The following is a 21,290-nucleotide window of genomic DNA, read 5'->3' as shown; positions in this document are numbered from 1 at the left end:
AGGTGACTGGATTAATAGGACGCCCGGCGAAATCCGCATGCCCTGTTTGGGGTATGCGTCGGAGGTTCAGCGATCGAGGCGGTAGGGGAGGATCGAACGGGCGGGCACGTCGATCGTCTCTCCGTCGAAAAGGAAGGCGCAGGGTCCAGCCGCGCCGTTGACGCACAGCGCGAGGCCGCCGTTGCGGAAACGCAGCGACAGCCGACGGCGCTGCGGCTCCTCCCACTGGCTTGTAGTGAGGGGCTGGCCCTGCTCGTCCAGCCATTCGACATCGGCGTCCGAGAGCAAGGCCGTGCCATGCAATGCCGGCGTTTCGGCGCGTAATCCGGCGAGGGCGAAGGCATGGGCCTCGATCGCAGCGTCGCGTCCCGCCCAATCGACCCAGCCGATCGCGTTGTCCTGGCAATAGGCATTGTTGTTGCCCTGCTGCGTGCGGCCGAACTCGTCACCGGCGGTCAGCATTATCGTGCCGCGCGACAGGAACAGGGTGGAGAGCAGCGCCATGATGTCGCGCCGGCGGGCGGGCAGCACCGCCGGGTTGTCGCTTGGCCCCTCGACGCCGTTATTCCAGCTCAGATTCTCATGATGGCCGTCGCGATTATGCTCGCCATTGGCTTCATTGTGTCGCTGCTTATAAGCCGTCAGGTCGGCGAGGGTGAAACCGTCATGCGCCGCGAGGAAGTTGACGCTCCTAGTTGCGTCGCCCGAAAACACGTCGAACGATCCGGCCAGTCGGGTGGCGAGCGCCCCAATCATGCCATCGTCGCCGCGCCAGAAGCGCCGTACATCGTCACGATAGCGGTCATTCCATTCGAGCCAGCCGTCACCGAACTGCCCGAGCTGATAGCCCCCCGGCCCAATGTCCCACGGCTCCGCGATCAGGATACGGTCGGACAGGCGCGGGTCGGCGCGCATTGCCCGCAGCAACGGCGCATCAGGATCAAAGCCCGTCTCCATTCTCCCCAATGCCGGCGCGAGATCGAAGCGGAACCCGTCCACCCCCGCCTGCTCGACGAACCAGGAGAGCGACTCCAGGATCAGCGTCTGCGTCACCGGCGCATTGCAGGCGATGCTGTTACCGGTGCCGGTGTCGTTGATGAGCCGGCCCTCGCCGTCCCGCCGAAAATAGCCCCGCCCATCCAGCCCGCGCAGCGACAGGGTCGGACCGAAACGATCGCTCTCCCCGTCATGATTATAGACCATGTCGAGGATGACGCCGATGCCCGCATCGTGCAGCGCCTCTACCGTATCACGCAGTTCGGCCATCCCGCCCGGCGCCAGACGCGGGTCTAGCGCGAAATAGCTCACCGGATTATAACCCCAGGCGTTGGTGAGGCCGAGCGGCCCCAGATGACGCTCGTCGATCCAGGCGTTGATCGGCATAAGTTCGACCGCAGAGACATGCAACGCCTTGAGATGCGCGATGATGGCCGGGTGCGCCAGCGCGGCTATGGTGCCGCGCCGGGCTTCCGGCACATCGGGATGCAACATGGTGAAGCCACGCACCTGAACCTCGTAGATCAGGCCGCCGGGGGTGAAGCGGGGTGCGTGGGCCGGGCGTGCCGGCATCGGCTCGGTCACCACACCCTTGGACATCAGCGGGGCCGTATCTACCCCCTCGCCGCGCCGCGCGGCCAGCACCGGATCGTAGCGAAGGACGCGGTCGATCGCCTTCGCGTAGGGATCGAGCAGCAGCTTGTCGGGATCGAACCACAGCCCCTCGTCGGGATCATAATCGCCATCGGCGCGCAGGCCGTAGCGCGCGCCCGCGCCGACGCCCGCCACTTCAACATGCCAATGGCCTTCCGCATCGCGCAGCATCGGCAGGCGGGTCTCTCGGTCGTCTTCGCCAAACAGGCAGAGCCACAGTTGCGCCGCGTCAGGCGACCAGACCGAAAAGCGCGTGCCCTGCGGCCCGACCACCGGCCCCAGCGTCATGCCGCCGCCGCCAGCAGCGAGCGATACAGCGCCGCATAGCGCGCGGCGCTGTGGGTCCAGGACACGTCGGAACGCATCCCCGCGCGCTGCATCGCCTGCCACGCCGCCTTATCGCGATGGAGCGCCACCGCCCGGTTGATCGCGCCGTGCAGCGCCAGCGGATCGGACGGCGCAAAGACGACGCCGGTCGCCACCCCAGCGTTCACAGCCGCCTCATTGGCGTCGATCACCGTGTCCGCCAGCCCACCGACCCGCGCGACCACCGGCACGCAGCCATAGCGCAGCGCGTACAGCTGTGTGAGGCCGCAGGGCTCGAAGCGCGAGGGGATGAGGATAGCGTCGCCGCCCGCCTGGAGCAGGTGCGACAAGGGCTCGTCATAGCCGATCTGCACGCCGACCCGCCCGCGATGTCGCTCCGCCGCGCTCAGAAACGCGCCCTCGAGCGGATGATCGCCCGATCCCAGCAGCGCAAGCTTGCCGCCCAGGCCGACTAGATGATCGACCGCATCGACCATCAGGTCCATCCCCTTCTGCCAAGTCAGACGGCTGACGATGATGAAGATCGGCGCGGCGTCATGATCCAGCCCGAAGCGCCTTTCGAGCAGCCGCCTGTTGGCGGTGCGCGCGCCCAGGCTTCGCATCCCATAATGTTTCGGAATCAGCACATCGGTCGCCGGGTTCCATATATAAGTATCGACCCCGTTCAATATGCCGTGCAGCCGATCGACCCGCCCGTTGATGAGGCCATCGAGCCCCATGCCATGCACCGGCGACCGGATTTCCTGCGCATAGGTGGGGCTGACGGTCGTGATTGCATCGGCCGACACCAGCCCCGCCTTCAGATAGCCGATGCCGCCATAATATTCGACGCCATCAACGCCCCAGGCTTCGGGGGGCAGGCCCAGGTGCGCGAAAATGTCGGCGCCGTAGCGGCCCTGAAAAGCGAGATTGTGGATCGTCACCACCTTGGGCACCGAGGCCGCCGGACCGAAGCGGACATAGGCGGCGGTCATCGCTGCCTGCCAGTCATGGACATGGACGATGTCCGGCCGCCAGCCCTTCAGCGCGCCTTCGGCGATGTCCGCACCGACGCGGGAGAGCGCGGCGAACCTCCGCCAATTGTCGCCCCAGTCGTTGCCGCCATGGTCGCTATAGGGACCGCCGTCGCGCATGAAGAAATCCGGCGCGTCAAGCACCAGCAGATCGAGACCCTCCACTTGCGCTGCCAGAACCGCTGCCTTGCCGCCGAACAGATCGTCATAGCGGCGCACCGGCTTGCCCTTGCCCACGCCCGCTATGACCGCCGGATAGCCCGGCACCAGCGACCGCACCGTGACCCCATGCTCCGCCAGCGCGCCGGGCAGCGCGCCGGTCACATCGGCAAGGCCTCCGGTCTTGATAAGCGGATAGATTTCGGAGGCGACGGACAGCAGCTTCATCGTGATCCTTTATTCCGAAGCATTCATCCTCCCCTGGAAGGGGAGGTGGCATCGCGAAGCGATGGCGGAGGGGTGTCACCCTATCGAGAGGGGGACACCCCTCCACCACACCCAACGGGTGTGGTCCCCCTCCCCTTTCAGGGGAGGATTTTTTCAGCGCAACACCCCCTCACTCCACCAGCCGGTCAATCATCGGCTGGGTGATGAGGCACACGCCGCTTTCGCTCCGGCGGAAGCGTTGCGCGTCATGTTCAGGATTTTCGCCGACGATCAGCCCCGGCGGGATGATGATGCCGCTGTCCACCACGCATTTGTGAAGCCGCGCGCCACGGCCGACCACGCAATTGGGCATGATGACGCTTTCGGTCACCGACGAGAAGCTGTGCGTCCGCACGTCCGAGAAGAGCAGGCTGCGGTGCAGCGAGGAGCCCGACACGATGCACCCGCCCGCGACCAGCGAGGAAGTTGCCGAACCGCGCCGGCCATCTTCATTATGCACGAACTTGGCGGGCGGGGTCACTTCCGAATAGGTCCAGAGCGGCCAGCTGCGGTCATAGAGGTCGAGCGAGGGAACGACGTCGGTAAGGTCGATGCTCGCCTGCCAATAGGCGTCGATGGTGCCGACATCGCGCCAATAGGGCACCAGCTCGCTTTCCGCACGGACGCAACTGCTCGAAAAGCGATGCGCCACCGCTTTCCCATGCTTGACGAGATAGGGGATGATGTCGCCGCCGAAATCGCGCTTACTGCCCGGCGTGTCGGCATCGCGGCGCAATTGCTCGATCAGCAACTTGGTGCGGAACACGTAAATGCCCATCGACGCCAGCGCCTCGTCGGGCTGACCGGGAATGGCGGGCGGGTCTTTAGGCTTTTCGACAAAAGCGGTGATGTTGTCCGCTTCGTCCACATGCATGACGCCAAAGCCCACCGCCTCCATGCGCGGCACTTCCAGACAGCCCACGGTCACATCCGCGCCGCTATCCACATGCTGCTGGAGCATCAGCTCATAGTCCATCTTATAGACATGATCGCCTGCCAGAATGACCATATATTCGGGCGCATAGGCTTCGATGATGTCGATATTCTGGTACACGGCATCGGCCGTGCCCTCATACCATTGGCTCTCCGAAATGCGCTGGCTTGCGGGCAATATGTCGAAGCTTTCGTTGCGCTCCGGGCGGAAGAAGTTCCAGCCGCGCTGCAAATGCCGGATCAGCGAATGCGCCTTATATTGGGTCGCGACGCCGATGCGGCGGATACCGCTGTTGAGCGCGTTGGAGAGCGCGAAGTCGATGATCCGCGCCTTGCCCCCGAAATGTACGGCCGGCTTGGCGCGCCGATCGGTCAGTTCGGCAAGGCGGCTGCCCCGCCCGCCCGCCAGCACATAGGCCATGGCGTCGCGCGCGATCGGCTGATATTTGGTCTGCATGTCGGGGCCTCTCCTTGATCGCCCATGATATTCTTTAGTAATCCAACTCCAGCAGCAAGGTTGCGAAGGGCGGGATGGTGATATTGGCCCATCCCTCCTCGTCCGCTTCGACCACGCCCAGATTGCCCGCCCCGCTTCCGCCATAGTCCGCCGCATCGCTGTTCACGATCTCGCGCCAGCGCCCGCCCGAAGGCAGCCGCAAGCGATAGCCGTGGCGCAGCAGCGGAGTGAAGTGGCTCACGACGACCACCGGCCGCGTGCCCGGCGCACGGCGGACCCAGGCGAAGATCGAATCGGCGGCAGCATCGGCGAGCACCCACTCGAAGCCTTCGGGCTCGCAATCACGCGCATGGAGCGCGGGGCGCGATCGATAGACGCGGTTCAAATCGGCCACCAGCCGCTGCACGCCGACATGCGCGTCCGAATCGAGCAGTTCCCAGTCGAGCGCCCGCGCCTCGCTCCATTCGCGCCGCTGCGCGAATTCCTGCCCCATGAAGAGCAGCTTCTTGCCTGGATAACCCCACATGAAGGCATAATAAGCGCGCAGCGTCGCGAATTTCTGCCAATCGTCGCCGGCCATCTTGGTCAGCAAAGATCCCTTGCCATGCACCACCTCGTCATGGCTCAGCGGCAGGACGAAATTCTCGCTGAAGGCATAGACCAGGCCGAAGGTGATGTCGTCATGATGATGCGCTCGATGCACCGGATCGCGCGCGAGATAGCGCAGCGTGTCGTGCATGAAGCCCATATTCCATTTGAAGCCGAAGCCCAGCCCACCGCTATGCACCGGCGCGGACACGGCGGGCCAACTGGTCGATTCCTCCGCGATCGTGACGACGCCGGGATGCTGGCCGTAGAGCGCCTTGTTCATCTGCTGGAGGAAAGCGACCGCTTCTACATTTTCCCGCCCGCCATGAGCGTTGGGAATCCATTCGCCCGCCTTACGCGAATAATCGAGATAGAGCATCGACGCGACGGCATCCACCCGAAGCCCATCGACATGATAGCGCTCGGCCCAGAACAGCGCGTTGTTGACCAGGAACTGCGATACCTCCCGCCTGCCGAAATTGTAGATGGCGGTGTTCCAGTCGGGGTGGAACCCCTTGCGCGGGTCGGCATGTTCGTAGAGCGCGGTGCCGTCGAAACGGGCGAGACCATGCTCGTCGGTCGGGAAATGCGCCGGCACCCAGTCGAGCAGGACGCCCAGCCCCGCCCGGTGCGCGCCGTCCACGAAGCGCGCGAACCCCGCCGGATCGCCGAAGCGCGCGGTCGGCGCATAAAGGCCAAGCGTCTGATAGCCCCAGCTCGGGTCATAGGGATGCTCGCTGATCGGCAGCAGTTCGATATGGGTGAAGCCCATGCCCACCACATAGGGGATCAGCCGCCGCGCCAGTTCGTCCCAGTCGAGGAAGCCGCCATCCTCGGCTCGCTGCCACGAACCGGCATGGACTTCGTAGATCGACATGGGCTGGCGGCGCGCATCGGCCTGCCGCCAATAATCGCGGTGCCGGTCGTCGCCCCAGACATGCTCCAGCGGCGCGGCGACGATCGAGGCGGTTGATGGGCGCAGTTCCGACTGGAAGGCGAACGGGTCAGCCTTGAGCGGCAGCACCACGCCGTCCGCGCCGACAATCTCATATTTATAGGGCGTGCCCGCGCCGACTTCCGGCACGAAGATTTCCCACACGCCCACATCAGCCCGCCGGCGCATCGGCCCGCGCCGCCCATCCCAGCGGTTGAAGTCGCCGACTACAGAAACGCGCTGCGCGTCGGGCGCCCAAACCGCGAAATGGGTGCCGGCGACGCCCTCATGCGTCATGATGTGCGCACCCATCTTGTCGAACAGGCGCAGATGCGATCCTTCGGCGAGGAAATAATCGTCGAGCGGCCCCAGCACCGGGCCGAAGCTGTAGGGATCGAGCAGCGCATAGGAGCCGCCATCGCCATAGGTCGCGACATAGCGCAGCGGCTGGCGCTTCCGGATCGCGACCTGCCCGGCGAACAGGCCATCGGGATGGATCAACTTCAGCTCGCCGACGGGCTTTCCCGCCAGCGTCTCCGCCGCAACGCTCACCGCCTCAGGCAGCAACGCGCGGGCGACATAGCCCTTTTCCGCCGGATGCACGCCGAGCGTGGCGAACGGATCATCGTCCCTGCCGCTGACCAGCCGCTCGACCTGCTCCGGCGTCAGCATCATCCCTGGCCCATCTTCCATATGTCGGCGGCATATTCGCGAATCGTGCGGTCGGACGAGAACCAGCCCATGCGCGCGACGTTGCGGATCGCCTTCTCCGCCCAGGCGGCCTCGTCCTGCCAGATCCCCTCGACCCGGCGCTGCGCGGCCGAATAGCTGTCGAAATCGGCGGCGACCATGAACCAGTCATGATCGTACAGACCCTGCACCAGTCCCTTGTAGCGGTCTGGGTCGTCGGGGGAGAACACGCCACCGGCGATTGCTTGCAACGCCTGCCCCAGTTCGCGGCTGCCCTCGATCACCTCGCGCGGGTTGTAGCCGCTGGCGCGCCGGTCGTTCACCTCCTGCGCGGTGAGGCCGAAGATGATGATATTCTCCTCCCCCACATGATCGCGCATCTCGACATTCGCGCCGTCGAGCGTCCCGATGGTCAGCGCGCCATTGACGGCGAACTTCATGTTGCCGGTGCCGGAAGCTTCCATGCCGGCGGTAGAAATCTGCTCGGAAAGATCAGCGGCGGGAATCATCATCTCCGCCATCGAGACATTGTAATTGGGCACGAACTGCACCTTGAGCAGCCCCGCCACCGCCGGGTCGTGATTGACCGCGCGGGCGACATCGTTCGCCAGTTTGATAATCAGCTTGGCATTGTGATAGCTGGGCGCGGCCTTGCCGCCGAACAGCTTGACCCGCGGCACCCAGTCCTTTTCCGGGTGCGAGCGTATCTGGTCGTAGAGCGACACCGCCTCCACGATGTTGAGCAACTGCCGTTTATATTCGTGGATGCGCTTGATCTGGATGTCGAAAAGCGCCGCCGGATCGATCCGCGCGCCAACGCGCTTGCGGAGCAGGTCGGACAGCGCCGCCTTGTTCGCCCGCTTGACCTCCAAGAACTTCTGCTGAAACGCGCTGTCGGTAGCGAAGCCGTCCAGATCGCGCAGCGCCTCGGGATCGTCCAGGAATCGCTCGCCAATCGCCTCGCGCACCAGCGCCGTCAGCCCCGGATTGCACTGCATCAGCCAGCGGCGGAAGGTGACGCCGTTGGTCTTGTTGTTGATCCGCGCGGGGTAGAGCCGATGCAGGTAGGCGAACACCGTCTCCTTCATAAGCTCGGTATGAAGCGCCGACACGCCATTGACGCTGTGCGACCCGGCAAAGGCCAGGTTGCCCATCCGCACCCGCCGCTCGCCGCCCTCGTCGATCAGCGAGATCGTGCCTACGGCGCGGTCGTCGAACCCGCCCGCCCGGCGCGCCTCGCCCAGCAGGCGGCTGTTGATCGCATAGACGATCTGCATGTGGCGCGGCAGCAACCGCTCGAAAAGAGGAACGGGCCAGCTTTCCAGCGCCTCGGGCAGCAGCGTATGGTTAGTGTAGCTGAAGGTGCGACGGGTAATGTCCCACGCCTCGCCGAAATCCATCCCATGATCGTCGACCAATATCCGCATCAGTTCGGCCACGGACACGGCCGGATGCGTGTCGTTGAGCTGGATCGCGGCCTTGTCCGCCAGCGTCCGCACATCGCCGAAATATTGGACATGGCGGCGGACGATGTCCTGCAAGGAGGCCGAGGAGAAGAAATATTCCTGTCTCAGTCGCAATTCCTGCCCCGCGGGCGAGGAGTCGGCGGGGTAGAGGACTCGGGTCAGAGCCTCCGCCCGGTTGCTTTCGGCGAGCGCGCCCAGATGGTCGCCGGCATTGAACTTGTCGAGCAGGATGGGGTCGATCGGCTGCGCTTCCCAGAGGCGCAACGTATTGACCCGCTTGCCCCGCCAGCCCGCGATCGGCGTGTCATAGGCGGTCGCGATCACGCGCTCGCCGGGCCGCCAACGCATCTGGTGCGGCCCTGCATCCTCGTCTTCCGCCGGATCGACGCGCCCGCCGAAGCCGACCTCGTAGCTCGCCTCGCGCCGCTCGAACTCCCAGGGGTTGCCGTGCGCCAACCAGGTTTCGGGCAGCTCCACCTGCCAGCCGTCGGAAATCTCCTGCCGGAACATGCCATTCACATAGCGGATGCCATAGCCATAGGCCGGCACATCCACTGTTGCCATGCTCTCCATGAAGCAGGCGGCGAGCCGGCCAAGGCCGCCATTGCCGAGCGCAGCGTCTGGCTCCAGCGCGGCGATCAGGTCGAGATCGACCCCGAGGCGGTCCAGCGCGCCCTGGAGATCGTCCAGCATCTCCATATTGGATGCCGCGTCGCGCATCAGCCGACCGATCAGGAATTCCAGGCTCAGATAATAGACCCGCCGCCCCTGTTCCTCATAGGTTTTTTGGGTGGAGGCGATCCAGGCGTCGATCACCCGGTCGCGTATCTCCATGATGACCGCATGAAGCCAGTCGTGCGGCTTGGCGGCGGCGGCATTCTTGCCGATGCGGTAGGTCAGGCGCTCGACAATCTCATGTGCCAATATGTCCGGGTCCGACTGACGCGGCGCGGGCTTGGGCAGCTCCGCCTGGGCTTTGAGAGTCATGCGCGGTCCCCCTGATGCAAATCGCCTTGGCTGTTGGTCCAGCCGATGATGGCACAGCCGGCGGCCCCATTCCATCGCGATTTTTGCGCTGCAGCAACAACGTGCCCATCTGCCATTCGATCCGGTAGCGGCCTAATCTGGTTTAGCCGCGCCGCTCATTCGTCCGGCAGCACCGCCGCGGTCACGCCGGCGCGCAGCTGCGCCCGGATGGGATAGGTGCTGGATGGCAGATGCTGGGTCATGAACAGGCCGATGATCCGGGCGAGAGGATCGATCCAGAAATAGGTCGAGAACACCCCACCCCAATAATATTCGCCGCGCTCCAGCCCCATGGCGACGCCAAGGCCAAAGCCGACCCCCTGATAATCGGCTTCGCTGAACATCGCGCTCGACAGGCTGGCGAGATCGCCGCCGCCCGGCAGGTGGTTGCGCCGCATCGCCGCCACCATGTCAGCCGACAGCAGCCGCACGCCGTCCAGCTCGCCTCCGCGCAGCAGCATGCGCGCGAAGCGGTGATAGTCGGCGACCGACGACACCAGACCCCCGCCCCCCGAAAAGAACCGCCCGGTCCTGCGCCAGCCGCTGCGCGCGCCCAGGTCCGCGACGCTGATGCCGCCGCTCTCGTCCAGCCGCCAGGCGTCGGTCAGCCGCTCGGCCTTTTCGTCGGGCACGGCGAAGCTCGTATCCCTCATGCCCAGCGGATCGAAGATGCGGCGGCGGAACACGGTCCCCATATCCTCGCCCGTCAGCCGCTCGATCACCACGCCCAGCACATCGGTCGATACCGAATAATTCCATCGCTCGCCCGGCGAGAATTCCAGCGGCAGGGTGGCGAGATCGGCGATGAACTGGTCGGACGTGCGCTTCTGCTGAAACTCGTCGAGCCCCAGCGTCCGGTAGCGCGCATCGATCGGCGTTTGCCGCTGGAGCCCGTAGGTGAGGCCCGACGTATGGCGCATCAGGTCGATCATAAGCATGGGCCGGGCCGGTGGCGGGCCATCGTCGCTGCCGACGCGAAGGTCAGCGAACTCCGGGATCACGTCGGTCACCGGCGTGTCCAGCGCAACCTTGTCCTCCTCCACCAGCATCAGAAAGGCGACCGATGTCACTGGCTTGGTCATCGACGCGATACGGTACAGCGCATCCTCGCGCAGCGGCGTGCCATCCGCGCGCGCCTGCCCGCGCACGACCGAGAGCAGCGGCTGTTCATTGCGCGAGAGATAGACCTGCATATGCGGCAACCGCCCGGACGCGACATAGGTGCGATCGATCATGTCGATCAGCGCGTCCAGCCGATCGGCGTCCATCCCTGTCGCTCGCGCCGCCGCCCTGTCCGTCACGCCCGTCATGATGCCGCCTGTCCGTCGCCGCCGATGATCGTGCGCTAACCCACCCGCACGCTCAGGTAAACCGCTTGCCCAATTGCCAAGACCCCTTCCGCCCCTCTATGGCAACGCGCCACGATGCTGCTCGACTGGACATGACAGGCATGGCCGACGGCCTTTCCGCGATCTTCCTTGCTCACCGGCCTGCGCTGCTGCGTTTCCTGCGCGCGCGCGGCGCGGGCGACGATGCCGAGGATCTGTTGCAGGACATGTGGATGAAGCTGGAGGCGAAGGATCTGGGGCCGGTGGCCGATCCCGTCCCCTATCTCTACCGCGCCGCCAACAACCTGATGCTCGACCGCTATCGCTCAGCCACCCGGCGGGAACGGCGCGAGCAGGACTGGTCGGAAAATGCCGGCGGCGTAATGGCCGATCCGGTGGAGGCGACGGCGATCGACGAGCGCATGATCTTCAACCAGCGGCTGGAGCAGGTGCGTGCGGTGTTGCGCGCGCTTGGCCCCCGGGTCGAACTCGTATTCCGGCGCTTCCGGCTTGAGGGGGTCGGGCAAAAGCTGATCGCGGAGGAACTGGGCGTCAGCCTCACCACTGTCGAAAAGGACTTGCAGAAAGCCTATCGGGCATTGCTGGCGCTCAAGCAGAAATTCGATACGGAATGACCGGCACGGCGGCGTCATGCTGCGTAAGGGGCAGAATGAAAACAGGGCAGGAGCCATGATCGACAAGGAAGCGCTGGACTGGCTGGTCCGCACGCGCGATCCCGATTTCACCGACTGGGACGGCTTCACCCTGTGGCTGGAGGCGGACCCGGCTCATGGCGCGGCCTATGACGCGCTGATGGTCGCGGACAGCGAACTGGACAGCTGGCTGCCGGCCGAGCCGGTAGCGATGCCGGTCGCCGCCAACGACGCTGGCCCGCGCGGCTGGCGGCCGCTGCGCTGGATCGGCGGCGGCGCGGTGGCGGCAGCGCTGGTGGCTGCTGTCTCGATCGGCATGTTCACCCGCAGCGATATCTACAGCGTCACCACCCGCCCCGGCGAACCCCGCACCATCGCGCTCGATGATGGCACGCGGGTCGAGCTGAACGGCGGCACGACGATGCGCTTCGACCGCAACAATCCGCGCTCCGCCGCGCTGGATGCGGGCGAGGCCGCTTTCACTGTCCGCCACGATGCCGCCGACCCGTTCCGTGTGACTGTGGGCGATGATGTGTTCGAGGACGCAGGCACCGTTTTCAACATTGTGCATGTGGACAATGCGACCCAGATCGGCGTGTCGGAAGGCAAGGTCGTCTATAATCCCGATGCCGAGGCGATCCAGTTGCCCGCCGGGCGTGGCCTTGCGGAGGATGCGCAGGGGCTGCGGGTCATGGCGATCGCACCGGAAGCGGTGGCGAGTTGGCGGCAGGGTCGGCTCATCTATGCCAACGCCGCCGTGGCGCAGATCGGCCAGGATATCGGCCGCTCCCTGGGCGTCCAATTGACCGTGGCCCCCGGGGCGGGCGCGCAGCGCTTCACCGGCACGATCCGGCTGGACCGCGATCCGGCGCGCTTCTTTGCCGAAGCCGCGCCGCTGATGGGCCTCACCGCCGTGCGGCAAGGGGATGCATGGCTTTTGAAAGAAGGGGATGGTCCGCAAAGCTGACCTTCTGACCGTCGCCGCCCCTTTCTTCGCAAGCGTCGCAATTCTTGCAACCCCCGCTTATGGGGCGGACAGACAGGATATCGTCATCGCCCCCGGCCGGCTGGGAGAGGCGGCGATCGCGCTTGGCCGCCAGACCGGGGTCAATATCGGCATATCCGACCAGTCGCTCGCGGCCATCGCGACCCCGGCGGTCAAGGGCCGGCTATCCGCCGAAGCCGCGCTGCGCCGGCTGCTCAAGGGCAGCGGCGCGCAAGCGGTGCGGGTCGCGGGCAATGGCTGGCGCATCATACGCGCGCCGCGCGCTGCGCCGCTCCCCGTAAAGCCGCTCCCCGCCCCCACCCCGGTCCCCGACGCCCTGCCGCCCGAGCCGCCGGCGGCCGAGATCATCGTCACCGCGTCCAAACGCGATACCCCCTTGCCCCGTTATGCCGGCATGGTCGAGGCGCTCGATGCGCGGGAGTTTTCGAGCAGCGAGGCGGCCGGCGGCACCGCCACGCTCCTCTCGCGCGTGGCGAGCCTAAGTTCCACCCATGCGGGCACCGGCCGCAACAAGCTCTTCATTCGCGCCATCGCCGATTCGGGCGTCGTCGGCCCCACCCAGGCGACCACCGGCCAATATCTGGGCGACATGCGGCTCAACTATGCCGCGCCCGATCCCGACCTCAAACTTTATGATGTCGGCCGGGTCGAGGTGCTGGAAGGGCCGCAGGGCACGCTCTATGGCGCGGGCTCGCTCGGCGGCATCATCCGCATCATGCCCAATGCGCCCAATCTTGGCGAATTTGGCGGGCAGGTGTCGGCCGGCCTGTCCGCGATCGAGCATGGCGATCCCGGCGGCGACCTCGCCGCCACGCTCAACCTGCCGATCGTCGCGGAAAGGCTGGCGCTGCGCGTTGTCGGCTATGGCGTGCAGGATGGCGGCTATATCGACGATGCCGGCCGCGGAGAGGATGACGTCAACCGGGTCCGCACCTGGGGCGGCCGCGCCGCTCTGCGCTTCGTCCCGAACGAGGCGTGGACGATCGACCTTAGCGGCGTCTATCAGCATATCGACGGCCACGACGCCCAATATGCCGTGCGCAGCGCTGGACGGCTGACACGCGCCTCCGCCCTCGCGGAACCCTACGGGTCCGATTATCTGCTCGCCAATCTTCGGGTCGAGCGGCAGTGGGACAGTCTGCGTCTGGTCTCCTCGACCGGCTATGTCCGCCACCGGCTGAACGAAAGCTATGACGCGACCCAGCCCGACAGCCCCGTCGCCCTGTTCCGGCAGCGCAATCGGGTGAACATCTTTTCGACCGAAAACCGGCTGGTGCGCGATCTCGACAATGGCCTGGGCTGGATAGTCGGGGCCTCTTATCTCGAAAGCCATTCGGACCTTTATCGATCGCTGACGGCGTTCGGCAAGACGAGCTTCCTGCCCGAAATCATCCCCGGCGTGCCGCTCTATGGCGAGGGTCGAGCGGCTCCGGCGACCGGAGTCCGCAACATCGTCAGGGAGGCGACGCTCTTCGGCGAAGCCTCGTTCGAGCCTGTAAGGGGCCTGATCGCCACGGTCGGCGGCCGCCTGACCAACAGCCGCCTGTCGGGCGAAGCGCTCGATCCGGTCGCTCTGCTCTCCAGCGCCGATATCGCGCGCGCCGAAGCGCAGGCGAACCGCAGCGAAACCATCTTCCTGCCCTCCGCGTCGCTGCTGACCGACGCCATTCCCGATGTCACCCTCTACGCCCGCTTCCAGCAAGGCTTCCGCCCCGGCGGGCTAGCCGTCGACGATCAGCGCGTCCGCCGCTTCCAGAACGACCGCGCCTCGACCATCGAGATCGGCGCACGCAAGGGCGTGCCGGGCCGCGACATGCTCGCCGCCAGCGCCAACATCGCCTATACCGACTGGCGCGACATCCAGGCCGATGTGACCGACCGGATCGGCCTCCCTACCACCGCCAATATCGGCGACGGGCGCATCTACACGGTCGAAGGACGCATCGTGCTGCGACCGCTGACGGCGCTGACGCTCGATGCCAGCCTCATCTATAATGACAGCCGCCTCACCCGACCGACCGATTTCATCCGGGCCTTGTCCTACAAGGGGTTTTCGTTAAGGCTCCCCAACGTCGCCAATCTGGGCGGCCGCCTCGCTTTCGACTGGCGCATGCCGGTTGGCGACGCGGCCAGCCTCCATCTGGCCGGATCGGCCCGTTATGTCGGCAAGTCGCGCCTGGGGGTCGGCCCGATCCTCGGCCAAACCCAGGGCGATTATGTCGATACCAGCCTGTCCGCGAGCCTGACGCGCGGGCCGGTGCAATATTCGCTGTCGCTTTCCAACCTGCTCGACAGCAACGGCAACCGTTTCTCGCTCGGGACGCCGTTCAACCTCAGCCCCGACTATTACACCCCGCTGCGCCCCCGCAGCGTGCGCATCGGCGTGGACTTCGCCTTTTAATCGATCCCCGCCGGGACGGAAGCCGGCCGCCCGCGTCGTCCCTTGCTCAGGCCGCGAAGAACAGAACGCGGCGCGCAGAGGGAGACATCATGCGACATCTACTGGCCTGCACGGCCATCGCTCCCGCGCTGGCGGCGATCAGCCTTGCCGACGCGGCGGCGGAAACGACGATCAGCAGTTCGACGACAACGGCAGTGCGGACGTCCACCGTCGCCAATGGCGCGGCCGACGACATCAATATCGCGTCGGGCGGATCGATTACGCTCAGCAGCGGCGCCGCTGTCACGGTCGATAGCAGCAACAAGCTGACCAATGCGGGCACGATCACGATCAACGGTGCCGACAATGTCACTGCCGTCGCGATCGCCCCCGGCACCAGCGGCGCAATCACCAACAGCGGCACCATCACCCTCACTGAAGATTACACCGCGACCGATACAGACAGCGATGGTGACCTTGACGGGGCTTTCGCCAGAGGCACGAACAAGAAAGGCATCTGGGTTCAGGGCGGCGCGGCCCATAGCGGCGCGATCGACCATAGCGGCACCATCTCGATCGAAGGCACGGCGTCGTCCGGCATCCGCCTCGATGCGGCGCTGAGCGGTGCGCTTTCCACCAGCGGGACGATCGCGGTCGTGGGCGACAATGGCGTCGGCGTGCTGGCGAACGGCGTTACCGGCAATGTCACGTTGCGCGGCGCGACGAGCGTCCAGGGCGCGAACAGCATCGGCGCGGCGCTGCTCGGCAATATCGACGGCGCGCTCAAGATCCAGGGCAGCATCGTCAGCACCGGCTACCGCTCGACCACCCGCCCGTCGGACGTCAGCAAGCTCGACGCCGACGATCTGCTCCAGGGCGGCTCGGCCGTCGTGATCGCGGGCAATTTGAGCGGCGGCGTCATCTTCGACATTCCGCCGACGACCGACGCCAACGATACCGATGTCGATGACGACGGGTTGACCGACACGAACGAAGGCTCCGCGTCGATTGTCACCTATGGCCGCGCCGCCGCGGTGCAGATCGGGTCGGCCACCCAGGATACGAGCATCGGCGCGGTGGCCGCCGGCAACAGCGGCTATGGGCTGATCGTCAACGGCAGCATCGGGGGCTATGGCGTCTATGACGGCGTGGACGCCACCGGCCTGTCGATCGGCGGCCTGGGCGGCGCGGTTCAGATTGCCAAGGGCGTTCAGATCAAGGGCACGATCGCAGCGTCCTCCTATGACAGCAATGCTACCGCCCTGCGCATCGGCAACCGCACGAGCGCCGGCGCGGTCGATGTCAGCGGCACCGTCGCAGCGTCGGGATCGAGCAAGGACGGCACGATAGCGCGCGCGCTCTTCATCGAGAGCGGCGCATCGGTCTCGGCCTTGAGCAACAGCGGCACGATCAGCGCCACCGCTGCCAGCACGGACAAGGGCGCTGCCACGGCTATCGCCGACGCATCGGGCACCGTCGCCAGCCTTGCCAACAGCGGCCGCATCACCGCGAGCGGCGGCAAGGACGGGTCGAACATCGCGATCGACCTCAGCGCCAATGGCAGCGGCGTGACGATCAGCCAGGCGCTCGCTTCCGCCACGGCGACGGCTCCGTCGATCACCGGCGACATCAGGCTGGGCGCGGGCGGCGACGTGCTGACGGTCTCCGCGGGCAGCATCACCGGCGATCTGGCCATGGGCGCGGGGGATGACCGTGTCGCCCTCTCCGGCACGTCCAACCTGACCGGGAACATCGCCTTCGGCGTGGGCAGCGCGACGCTCAGCCTTGCAGACAGCGCGACGATCACGGGCGGGGTCGATTTCGCCGGCAATGCCGCAACCCTGACCTTGGGCGGCACATCCGCGCTGTCGGGCGCGGTGACCAATGCCGGCAATACTGCCGTGGTGCTGAACGGCGGCACATTGTCGGCCACCAATAGCGGCTCGGTCGCTCTGGCGTCGCTGACGGCGAGCAGCACGTCCACCATCGGCGTCACCATCGACGCCGCGAACGATACGCATACACGCTATGACGTAGCGGGCGCGGCCAACTTCGCGAGCGGCGCGCAGGTCAAGGTCAATCTGACCCAGGTGTCGGGATCGACCGGCGACTATGTGATCTTACGCGCCGGATCGCTGACCGGTGCGCCCACGCTCAGCCAGGCCGCGGTGCTGCCCTATATTTTCAAGGGCAGCGTCAGCGGCAATGACAGCGCCGGCACCGTGACCCTGTCAATCGCGGCAAAGAGCGTCGCCGAACTCGGGCTCCAAGGCTCGATCGCGCAGGCTTATCCAGCCATCTTCCAGGCGCTCGATCAGGATTCGGCGGTTGCGGGCGCCTATCTCGGCATCGCGGACGGCGAGACGCTCGACGCCGCGCTGCGCCAGATGCTGCCCGATCATGCCGGCGGCACGTTCGAGGCGGTGACGTCCGGTTCGCGCGCCACCGCGCGCATCCTGTCCGATCCGAACGGCATCTACCGCACGAAGGACGGTCGGCTCGGCTTCTGGCTGCAACAGGTCGGCTTCGGCGGGGCAAAGAGCGTCGGCAGCACAGGCTCCTACGACATCACCGGCTGGGGCGCTGGCGGCGGCGCGGAATATCTGACCGGCATCGGCGCGTTCGGCGCGGGCCTCGCCTATATCCATGCCAGCGATTCGGCGGGCGACGCGGGCAATGCGGTCGATGCCGACCAATATGAACTGTCGGCGCACTGGCGCGGGCAGTGGGGCCGGCTACAGGCCTTCGCCCGCCTCTCCGCCGCCACGATCCAGTTCGACGGATCGCGCCAGTTCGCGCTCGGCGATCTCGTCCGCAAGGCGGAAGGCCGGTGGGATGGGAAGCTTTACTCCGCCACCGCCGGCGCGTCCTATCAGATGCAGATGGGCCGCTTCAGCCTGCGCCCGGCGCTCGGCGTCGATTATTACAGGCTGAAGGAGGACGGCTATGCCGAAGCCGGTGGCGGCGACGCCTTCAACCTCACCGTGCTTGACCGCACCAGCGACGAGACGACGGTGAACGGGGCGCTGACCGCCGGTTACGACTTTGGCAGCCTCGAACGGGAGGATGGCTGGCTCCGCGTGGAGTTGGAAGGCGGCCGGCGCGAGATCGTCAGCGGATCGCTGGGCGACACTATTGCGTCGTTCAAGGATGGCGACCGCTTCACTCTGGTCGCGGAAGAGCGGACCAGCGGCTGGACCGGCCGCGCGCGCCTCTATGGCGGAACCGACACCTTCCGGATCGGCGGCGAAGTCGGCGCGGAAGAACAGCAGGACCATGTCGCTTTGTCGATTCGCGCGACGGTTAACTTCACGCTGTGACGTCTAGGGAATGAACAGCCGGGTCAAACCCCCAGACCCTCCCGACCCGCCTGTTCCGCCATGGCACATACCCCTCCCCAAGGGCGCCACGGCAAAAAAGAGGGGCGTCGCCGGCACCCGCCCGGCGGCGCCCCTTCATGTCATTCGCTGACGATCAGGAGCCGGCGAATGGCTTCATGCGCGATCCGGTCGGGCGTCATGGCGGATTTGCCGTCGAGGGTGATGATGACCGGCACTGGCGTCGTCGTGCCGTCCGGTCCCACAAGCTCGAACGAGAAACGCGATTCTCCTGCGAGGTTCGGCCGGCGGCCGATGCCGAACGCACCCCAGGAACGTGCGCACAGCTTCACCTGCAAGGCGGTGAGGCGCACTTCGGACACTGGCTTGACCCGCTCGTCGCTCTGTTTGGCGGCGAGCACCTCTTCAATCAACAGCTGCAAATCGCGCGGCGATGTGACGAAATCCGACCCTGTCAGCTTCCCATTGGGGAGGCAGAGCTTTCCGGCGCGAACCGGGCCGACGACATCCTCCAACGGGAAGCCGATAGCGGCCCTGATCGTCGGGGCAGATGTCGTGGCGGGCGCGTCACTGGCGATCAACGCCAGCGCGGTAAGCATCTGCGCCAGAAGAGCGGAAGTCGCCACCATCCCGCCGCGTCAGGCCGCAAGCCCCTTCTTCACCAGGTCGTTGACGACCTGCGGGTTGGCCTTGCCCTGCATCGCCTTCATCGTCTGGCCGACAAAGAAGCCGAACAAGGCTTCCTTGCCGCCCATATACTGGGCGACCTTGTCCGCATTATCGGCCAGCACCTTAGCCACCGCCGCCTCGATCGCGCCGGTGTCGCTGGTCTGCTTCAGCCCCTTTTCCTCGACGATTCTGCCGGGCTTCTCGCCGGTGTCGAGCATGATCTCGAACACCTGCTTGGCGATCGTGCCGCTGATCGTGCCATCCGCCACCAGCGCCAGCAATTCCGCGCCTTCCTCGGGGCTTACCGGGCTTTCCTCCAGGCTTTTGCCAAGCCGGTTGAGCGCTCCGTAAAGTTCCGACAGCAGCCAGTTGGCCGAAGCCTTGGCCACATCCGCCTCGCTCTTCCCCTGGATCCGCGCACCTTCCGCCAGCAGCGCCTCGAACCAGCGGGCAGTGTCGGCGTCGGCGGTCAGCGTCGCGGCGTTGTAGGCGGACAGGCCCAGAACCTGCTCGTAGCGGCGGCGCTTGGCGTCGGGCAGTTCGGGCAGCGACGCCCGGCATTCCTCCAGAAATGCATCGTCCAGTTCCAGCGGCAACAGGTCGGGATCGGGGAAGTAGCGATAGTCGTGCGCGTCCTCCTTCGACCGCATCGACCGCGTCTCATTGCGGTCGGGATCATAGAGGCGGGTTTCCTGCACGATCTTGCCGCCCGCCTCCAGCACATCGACCTGCCGGTTCGCTTCATGCTCGACCACGGCCATGACGAAGCGGACCGAATTGACGTTCTTCGTCTCGGTGCGCGTGCCGAAAGCCTCGCCCGGCTTGCGGACCGAGACGTTGACGTCCGCGCGCATCGATCCCTGGTCCATATTGCCGTCGCACGACCCCACGTAACGCAGGATGGTCCGCAGCTTCGACAGATACGCCCCTGCTTCGGCCGGAGACCGCATGTCGGGCTTCGACACGATCTCCATCAGCGCCACGCCGGAGCGGTTGAGATCGACATAGGAGCGGGTGGGATGCTGGTCATGCATCAGCTTGCCGGCGTCCTGCTCGACATGGATGCGCTCGATGCCGATCGTCTTGGTGCTGGCGTCGGGGTTCTTCTCGTCCAGCACGATGTCGATCTGCCCCTCACCCACGATGGGGTGATAGAGCTGGCTGATCTGATAGCCCTGCGGCAGATCGGCGTAGAAATAATTTTTCCGGTCGAAGCGCGACCATCTGTTGATCTGCGCGTCGATTGCCATGCCGGTGCGCACCGCCTGACGGATGCATTCACGGTTGGGCACGGGCAACATGCCGGGCATCGCCGCATCGACAAGGCTGACCTGCGTATTGGGCTCCGCCCCGAACGCCGTCGCCGCGCCGGAGAAGAGCTTGGCGTTGGACGTGACCTGGGCATGGACCTCCAGGCCGATCACGACCTCCCACTCGCCGGTTGCGCCCTGGATGCGATAGGGTGATTCAGTCATTTTCGCTCTCAATTTTGGCTGCTCGCAAAGCAAGATGGCCGTCTTCATTCATAAACAAATTGATCTGGCCACCTTTTGGAAGGCCAAGATAATCACGAAATGCTTTATTAACCCACAGGCGACCACGACTATCGATCTTGGTGTAATATGCGTCCGGTCGCACATCCCCATTGCTCTTCATGCCAGCCTCCATTCGACAGCCTTATTCTGCCCAATCCAGTAACTAATACCAAACTGCGTTAATGAGAACTCATAAGCCCCTCCCCTTCAGGGGAGGGGTTGGGGTGGGGTATCGCCCCAAGCGCCGGGTCAAGAGGATGGACCCCACCCCCGGCCCTTCGGCGGCGGCACGTGACGCCGCCGAACCTGAAGGGGAGGGGAGAATCTTACTCAACGCAGCGAAGTATAACATAGTCGACGCTTCATTTTACGCGCAAGATTCGACGTGGGCACGATGGGTTGACTGGGTCATTTCCGTTCAATTTCCTATTGGTATTCCCCGCGTGCCGGTCGCACGAAAATCACCTTGTTCAAGGGCAATTGATACCAAGAGATGGTTATTGAAAGGTTCGGAAAAGTACTCAACACGGCCTGGCTCGATCCAAGTCTGTCGGATAGAAACGGGGCCTTTTGAACTTGCCCTTATTTCCACCTGAGTAACAATATCTCGCGATACATTAATCAAACCAATGTCGTTAGAACCTTCGGGTGCAACCACCTTCATCGCCGTTCTAACATCGCGTTCGAACTTACGCCGACAAGCAGCTTCCACATCGCTCTTTGCTGTTATTTCCGACATCGCTGCTTGCAATGCGCACTCGTTATAACTTGCCGCCGCCAGCGGATTTTTATTGGAACAGGCGGCAGCGACCAAGAGCCAAATAACACTTGTGCATTTTACAAAAAAGCCGCGCCGCCTGAGCCTCACCAT

14 protein-coding genes are annotated in these 21,290 nt (G+C 65.3%); 4 read left to right on the top strand and 10 right to left on the bottom strand.

Translation table 11 applies throughout. From position 1 onward, the window contains the following. Positions 1-66: 66 nt before the first annotated feature. The 6 genes from glgX to V2B31_RS15635 all read right to left on the bottom strand — a co-directional run bounded on the left by glgX (position 67) and on the right by V2B31_RS15635 (position 10,820). Positions 67-1,938, bottom strand: coding sequence for a glycogen debranching protein GlgX (gene glgX / locus V2B31_RS15660; protein ID WP_328280195.1), 1,872 nt, complete (start codon positions 1,936-1,938; stop codon positions 67-69). After that, the gene (gene glgA, locus V2B31_RS15655) at positions 1,935-3,383 is read right to left on the bottom strand and encodes a glycogen synthase GlgA (protein WP_328280223.1); all 1,449 of its coding nucleotides are present in this window, start codon (positions 3,381-3,383) and stop codon (positions 1,935-1,937) included. The genes glgX and glgA overlap by 4 nt, the downstream gene beginning before the upstream one ends. Positions 3,384-3,546: 163 nt before the next feature. Continuing rightward, a complete protein-coding gene (glgC, locus tag V2B31_RS15650) occupies positions 3,547-4,806 on the bottom strand; it encodes a glucose-1-phosphate adenylyltransferase (RefSeq protein WP_328280193.1) in 1,260 nt (419 codons plus the stop codon). 34 nt (positions 4,807-4,840) lie between these two features. Then, on the bottom strand, positions 4,841-7,000 hold the full coding sequence (gene glgB / locus V2B31_RS15645) for a 1,4-alpha-glucan branching protein GlgB (protein WP_328280221.1): 2,160 nt from the start codon (positions 6,998-7,000) through the stop codon (positions 4,841-4,843). Beyond that, the gene (locus V2B31_RS15640; RefSeq protein WP_328280191.1) at positions 7,000-9,471 is read right to left on the bottom strand and encodes a glycogen/starch/alpha-glucan phosphorylase; all 2,472 of its coding nucleotides are present in this window, start codon (positions 9,469-9,471) and stop codon (positions 7,000-7,002) included. The genes glgB and V2B31_RS15640 overlap by 1 nt, the downstream gene beginning before the upstream one ends. A gap of 155 nt (positions 9,472-9,626) precedes the next feature. Further along, entirely contained in the window at positions 9,627-10,820 is a 1,194-nt protein-coding gene (locus tag V2B31_RS15635; protein WP_328280189.1) for a serine hydrolase domain-containing protein, read from the bottom strand. Between the two features lie 140 nt (positions 10,821-10,960). On the opposite strand from V2B31_RS15635, the gene V2B31_RS15630 reads away from it, so the two are divergent. The 4 genes from V2B31_RS15630 to V2B31_RS15615 all read left to right on the top strand — a co-directional run bounded on the left by V2B31_RS15630 (position 10,961) and on the right by V2B31_RS15615 (position 18,197). Continuing rightward, positions 10,961-11,473 (top strand): RNA polymerase sigma factor, encoded by a 513-nt coding sequence (locus V2B31_RS15630; protein ID WP_328280187.1) that lies wholly within the window; start codon positions 10,961-10,963, stop codon positions 11,471-11,473. A gap of 55 nt (positions 11,474-11,528) precedes the next feature. Continuing rightward, positions 11,529-12,458, top strand: a complete 930-nt coding sequence (locus V2B31_RS15625) for a FecR family protein (RefSeq protein ID WP_328280185.1) — start codon at positions 11,529-11,531, stop codon at positions 12,456-12,458. Then, positions 12,442-14,898: a TonB-dependent receptor domain-containing protein gene (locus V2B31_RS15620; RefSeq protein ID WP_328280183.1), complete on the top strand. Its 2,457-nt coding sequence runs from the start codon at positions 12,442-12,444 to the stop codon at positions 14,896-14,898. The genes V2B31_RS15625 and V2B31_RS15620 overlap by 17 nt, the downstream gene beginning before the upstream one ends. A gap of 89 nt (positions 14,899-14,987) precedes the next feature. Continuing rightward, positions 14,988-18,197: an autotransporter domain-containing protein gene (locus V2B31_RS15615; RefSeq protein WP_328280181.1), complete on the top strand. Its 3,210-nt coding sequence runs from the start codon at positions 14,988-14,990 to the stop codon at positions 18,195-18,197. 140 nt (positions 18,198-18,337) lie between these two features. Here V2B31_RS15615 and V2B31_RS15610 read toward each other — a convergent pair whose 3' ends face one another. The 4 genes from V2B31_RS15610 to V2B31_RS15595 form a co-directional block, all read right to left on the bottom strand. Next, positions 18,338-18,844: a hypothetical protein gene (locus V2B31_RS15610; RefSeq protein ID WP_328280179.1), complete on the bottom strand. Its 507-nt coding sequence runs from the start codon at positions 18,842-18,844 to the stop codon at positions 18,338-18,340. Between the two features lie 9 nt (positions 18,845-18,853). After that, complete coding sequence (gatB, locus tag V2B31_RS15605) at positions 18,854-20,359, bottom strand: Asp-tRNA(Asn)/Glu-tRNA(Gln) amidotransferase subunit GatB (RefSeq protein ID WP_328280177.1); 1,506 nt, start codon at positions 20,357-20,359, stop codon at positions 18,854-18,856. After that, positions 20,352-20,540, bottom strand: coding sequence for an AbrB/MazE/SpoVT family DNA-binding domain-containing protein (locus V2B31_RS15600; protein WP_328280175.1), 189 nt, complete (start codon positions 20,538-20,540; stop codon positions 20,352-20,354). The genes gatB and V2B31_RS15600 overlap by 8 nt, the downstream gene beginning before the upstream one ends. Before the next feature lie 297 nt (positions 20,541-20,837). Next, entirely contained in the window at positions 20,838-21,290 is a 453-nt protein-coding gene (locus V2B31_RS15595; RefSeq protein WP_328280171.1) for a hypothetical protein, read from the bottom strand.

Source organism: Sphingobium sp., from assembly GCF_036170395.1.
Classification (GTDB): domain Bacteria; phylum Pseudomonadota; class Alphaproteobacteria; order Sphingomonadales; family Sphingomonadaceae; genus Sphingobium.
The sequence above is the reverse complement of the archived record's forward strand: the minus strand, read 5'-3'. Positions and strand labels throughout refer to the sequence as shown.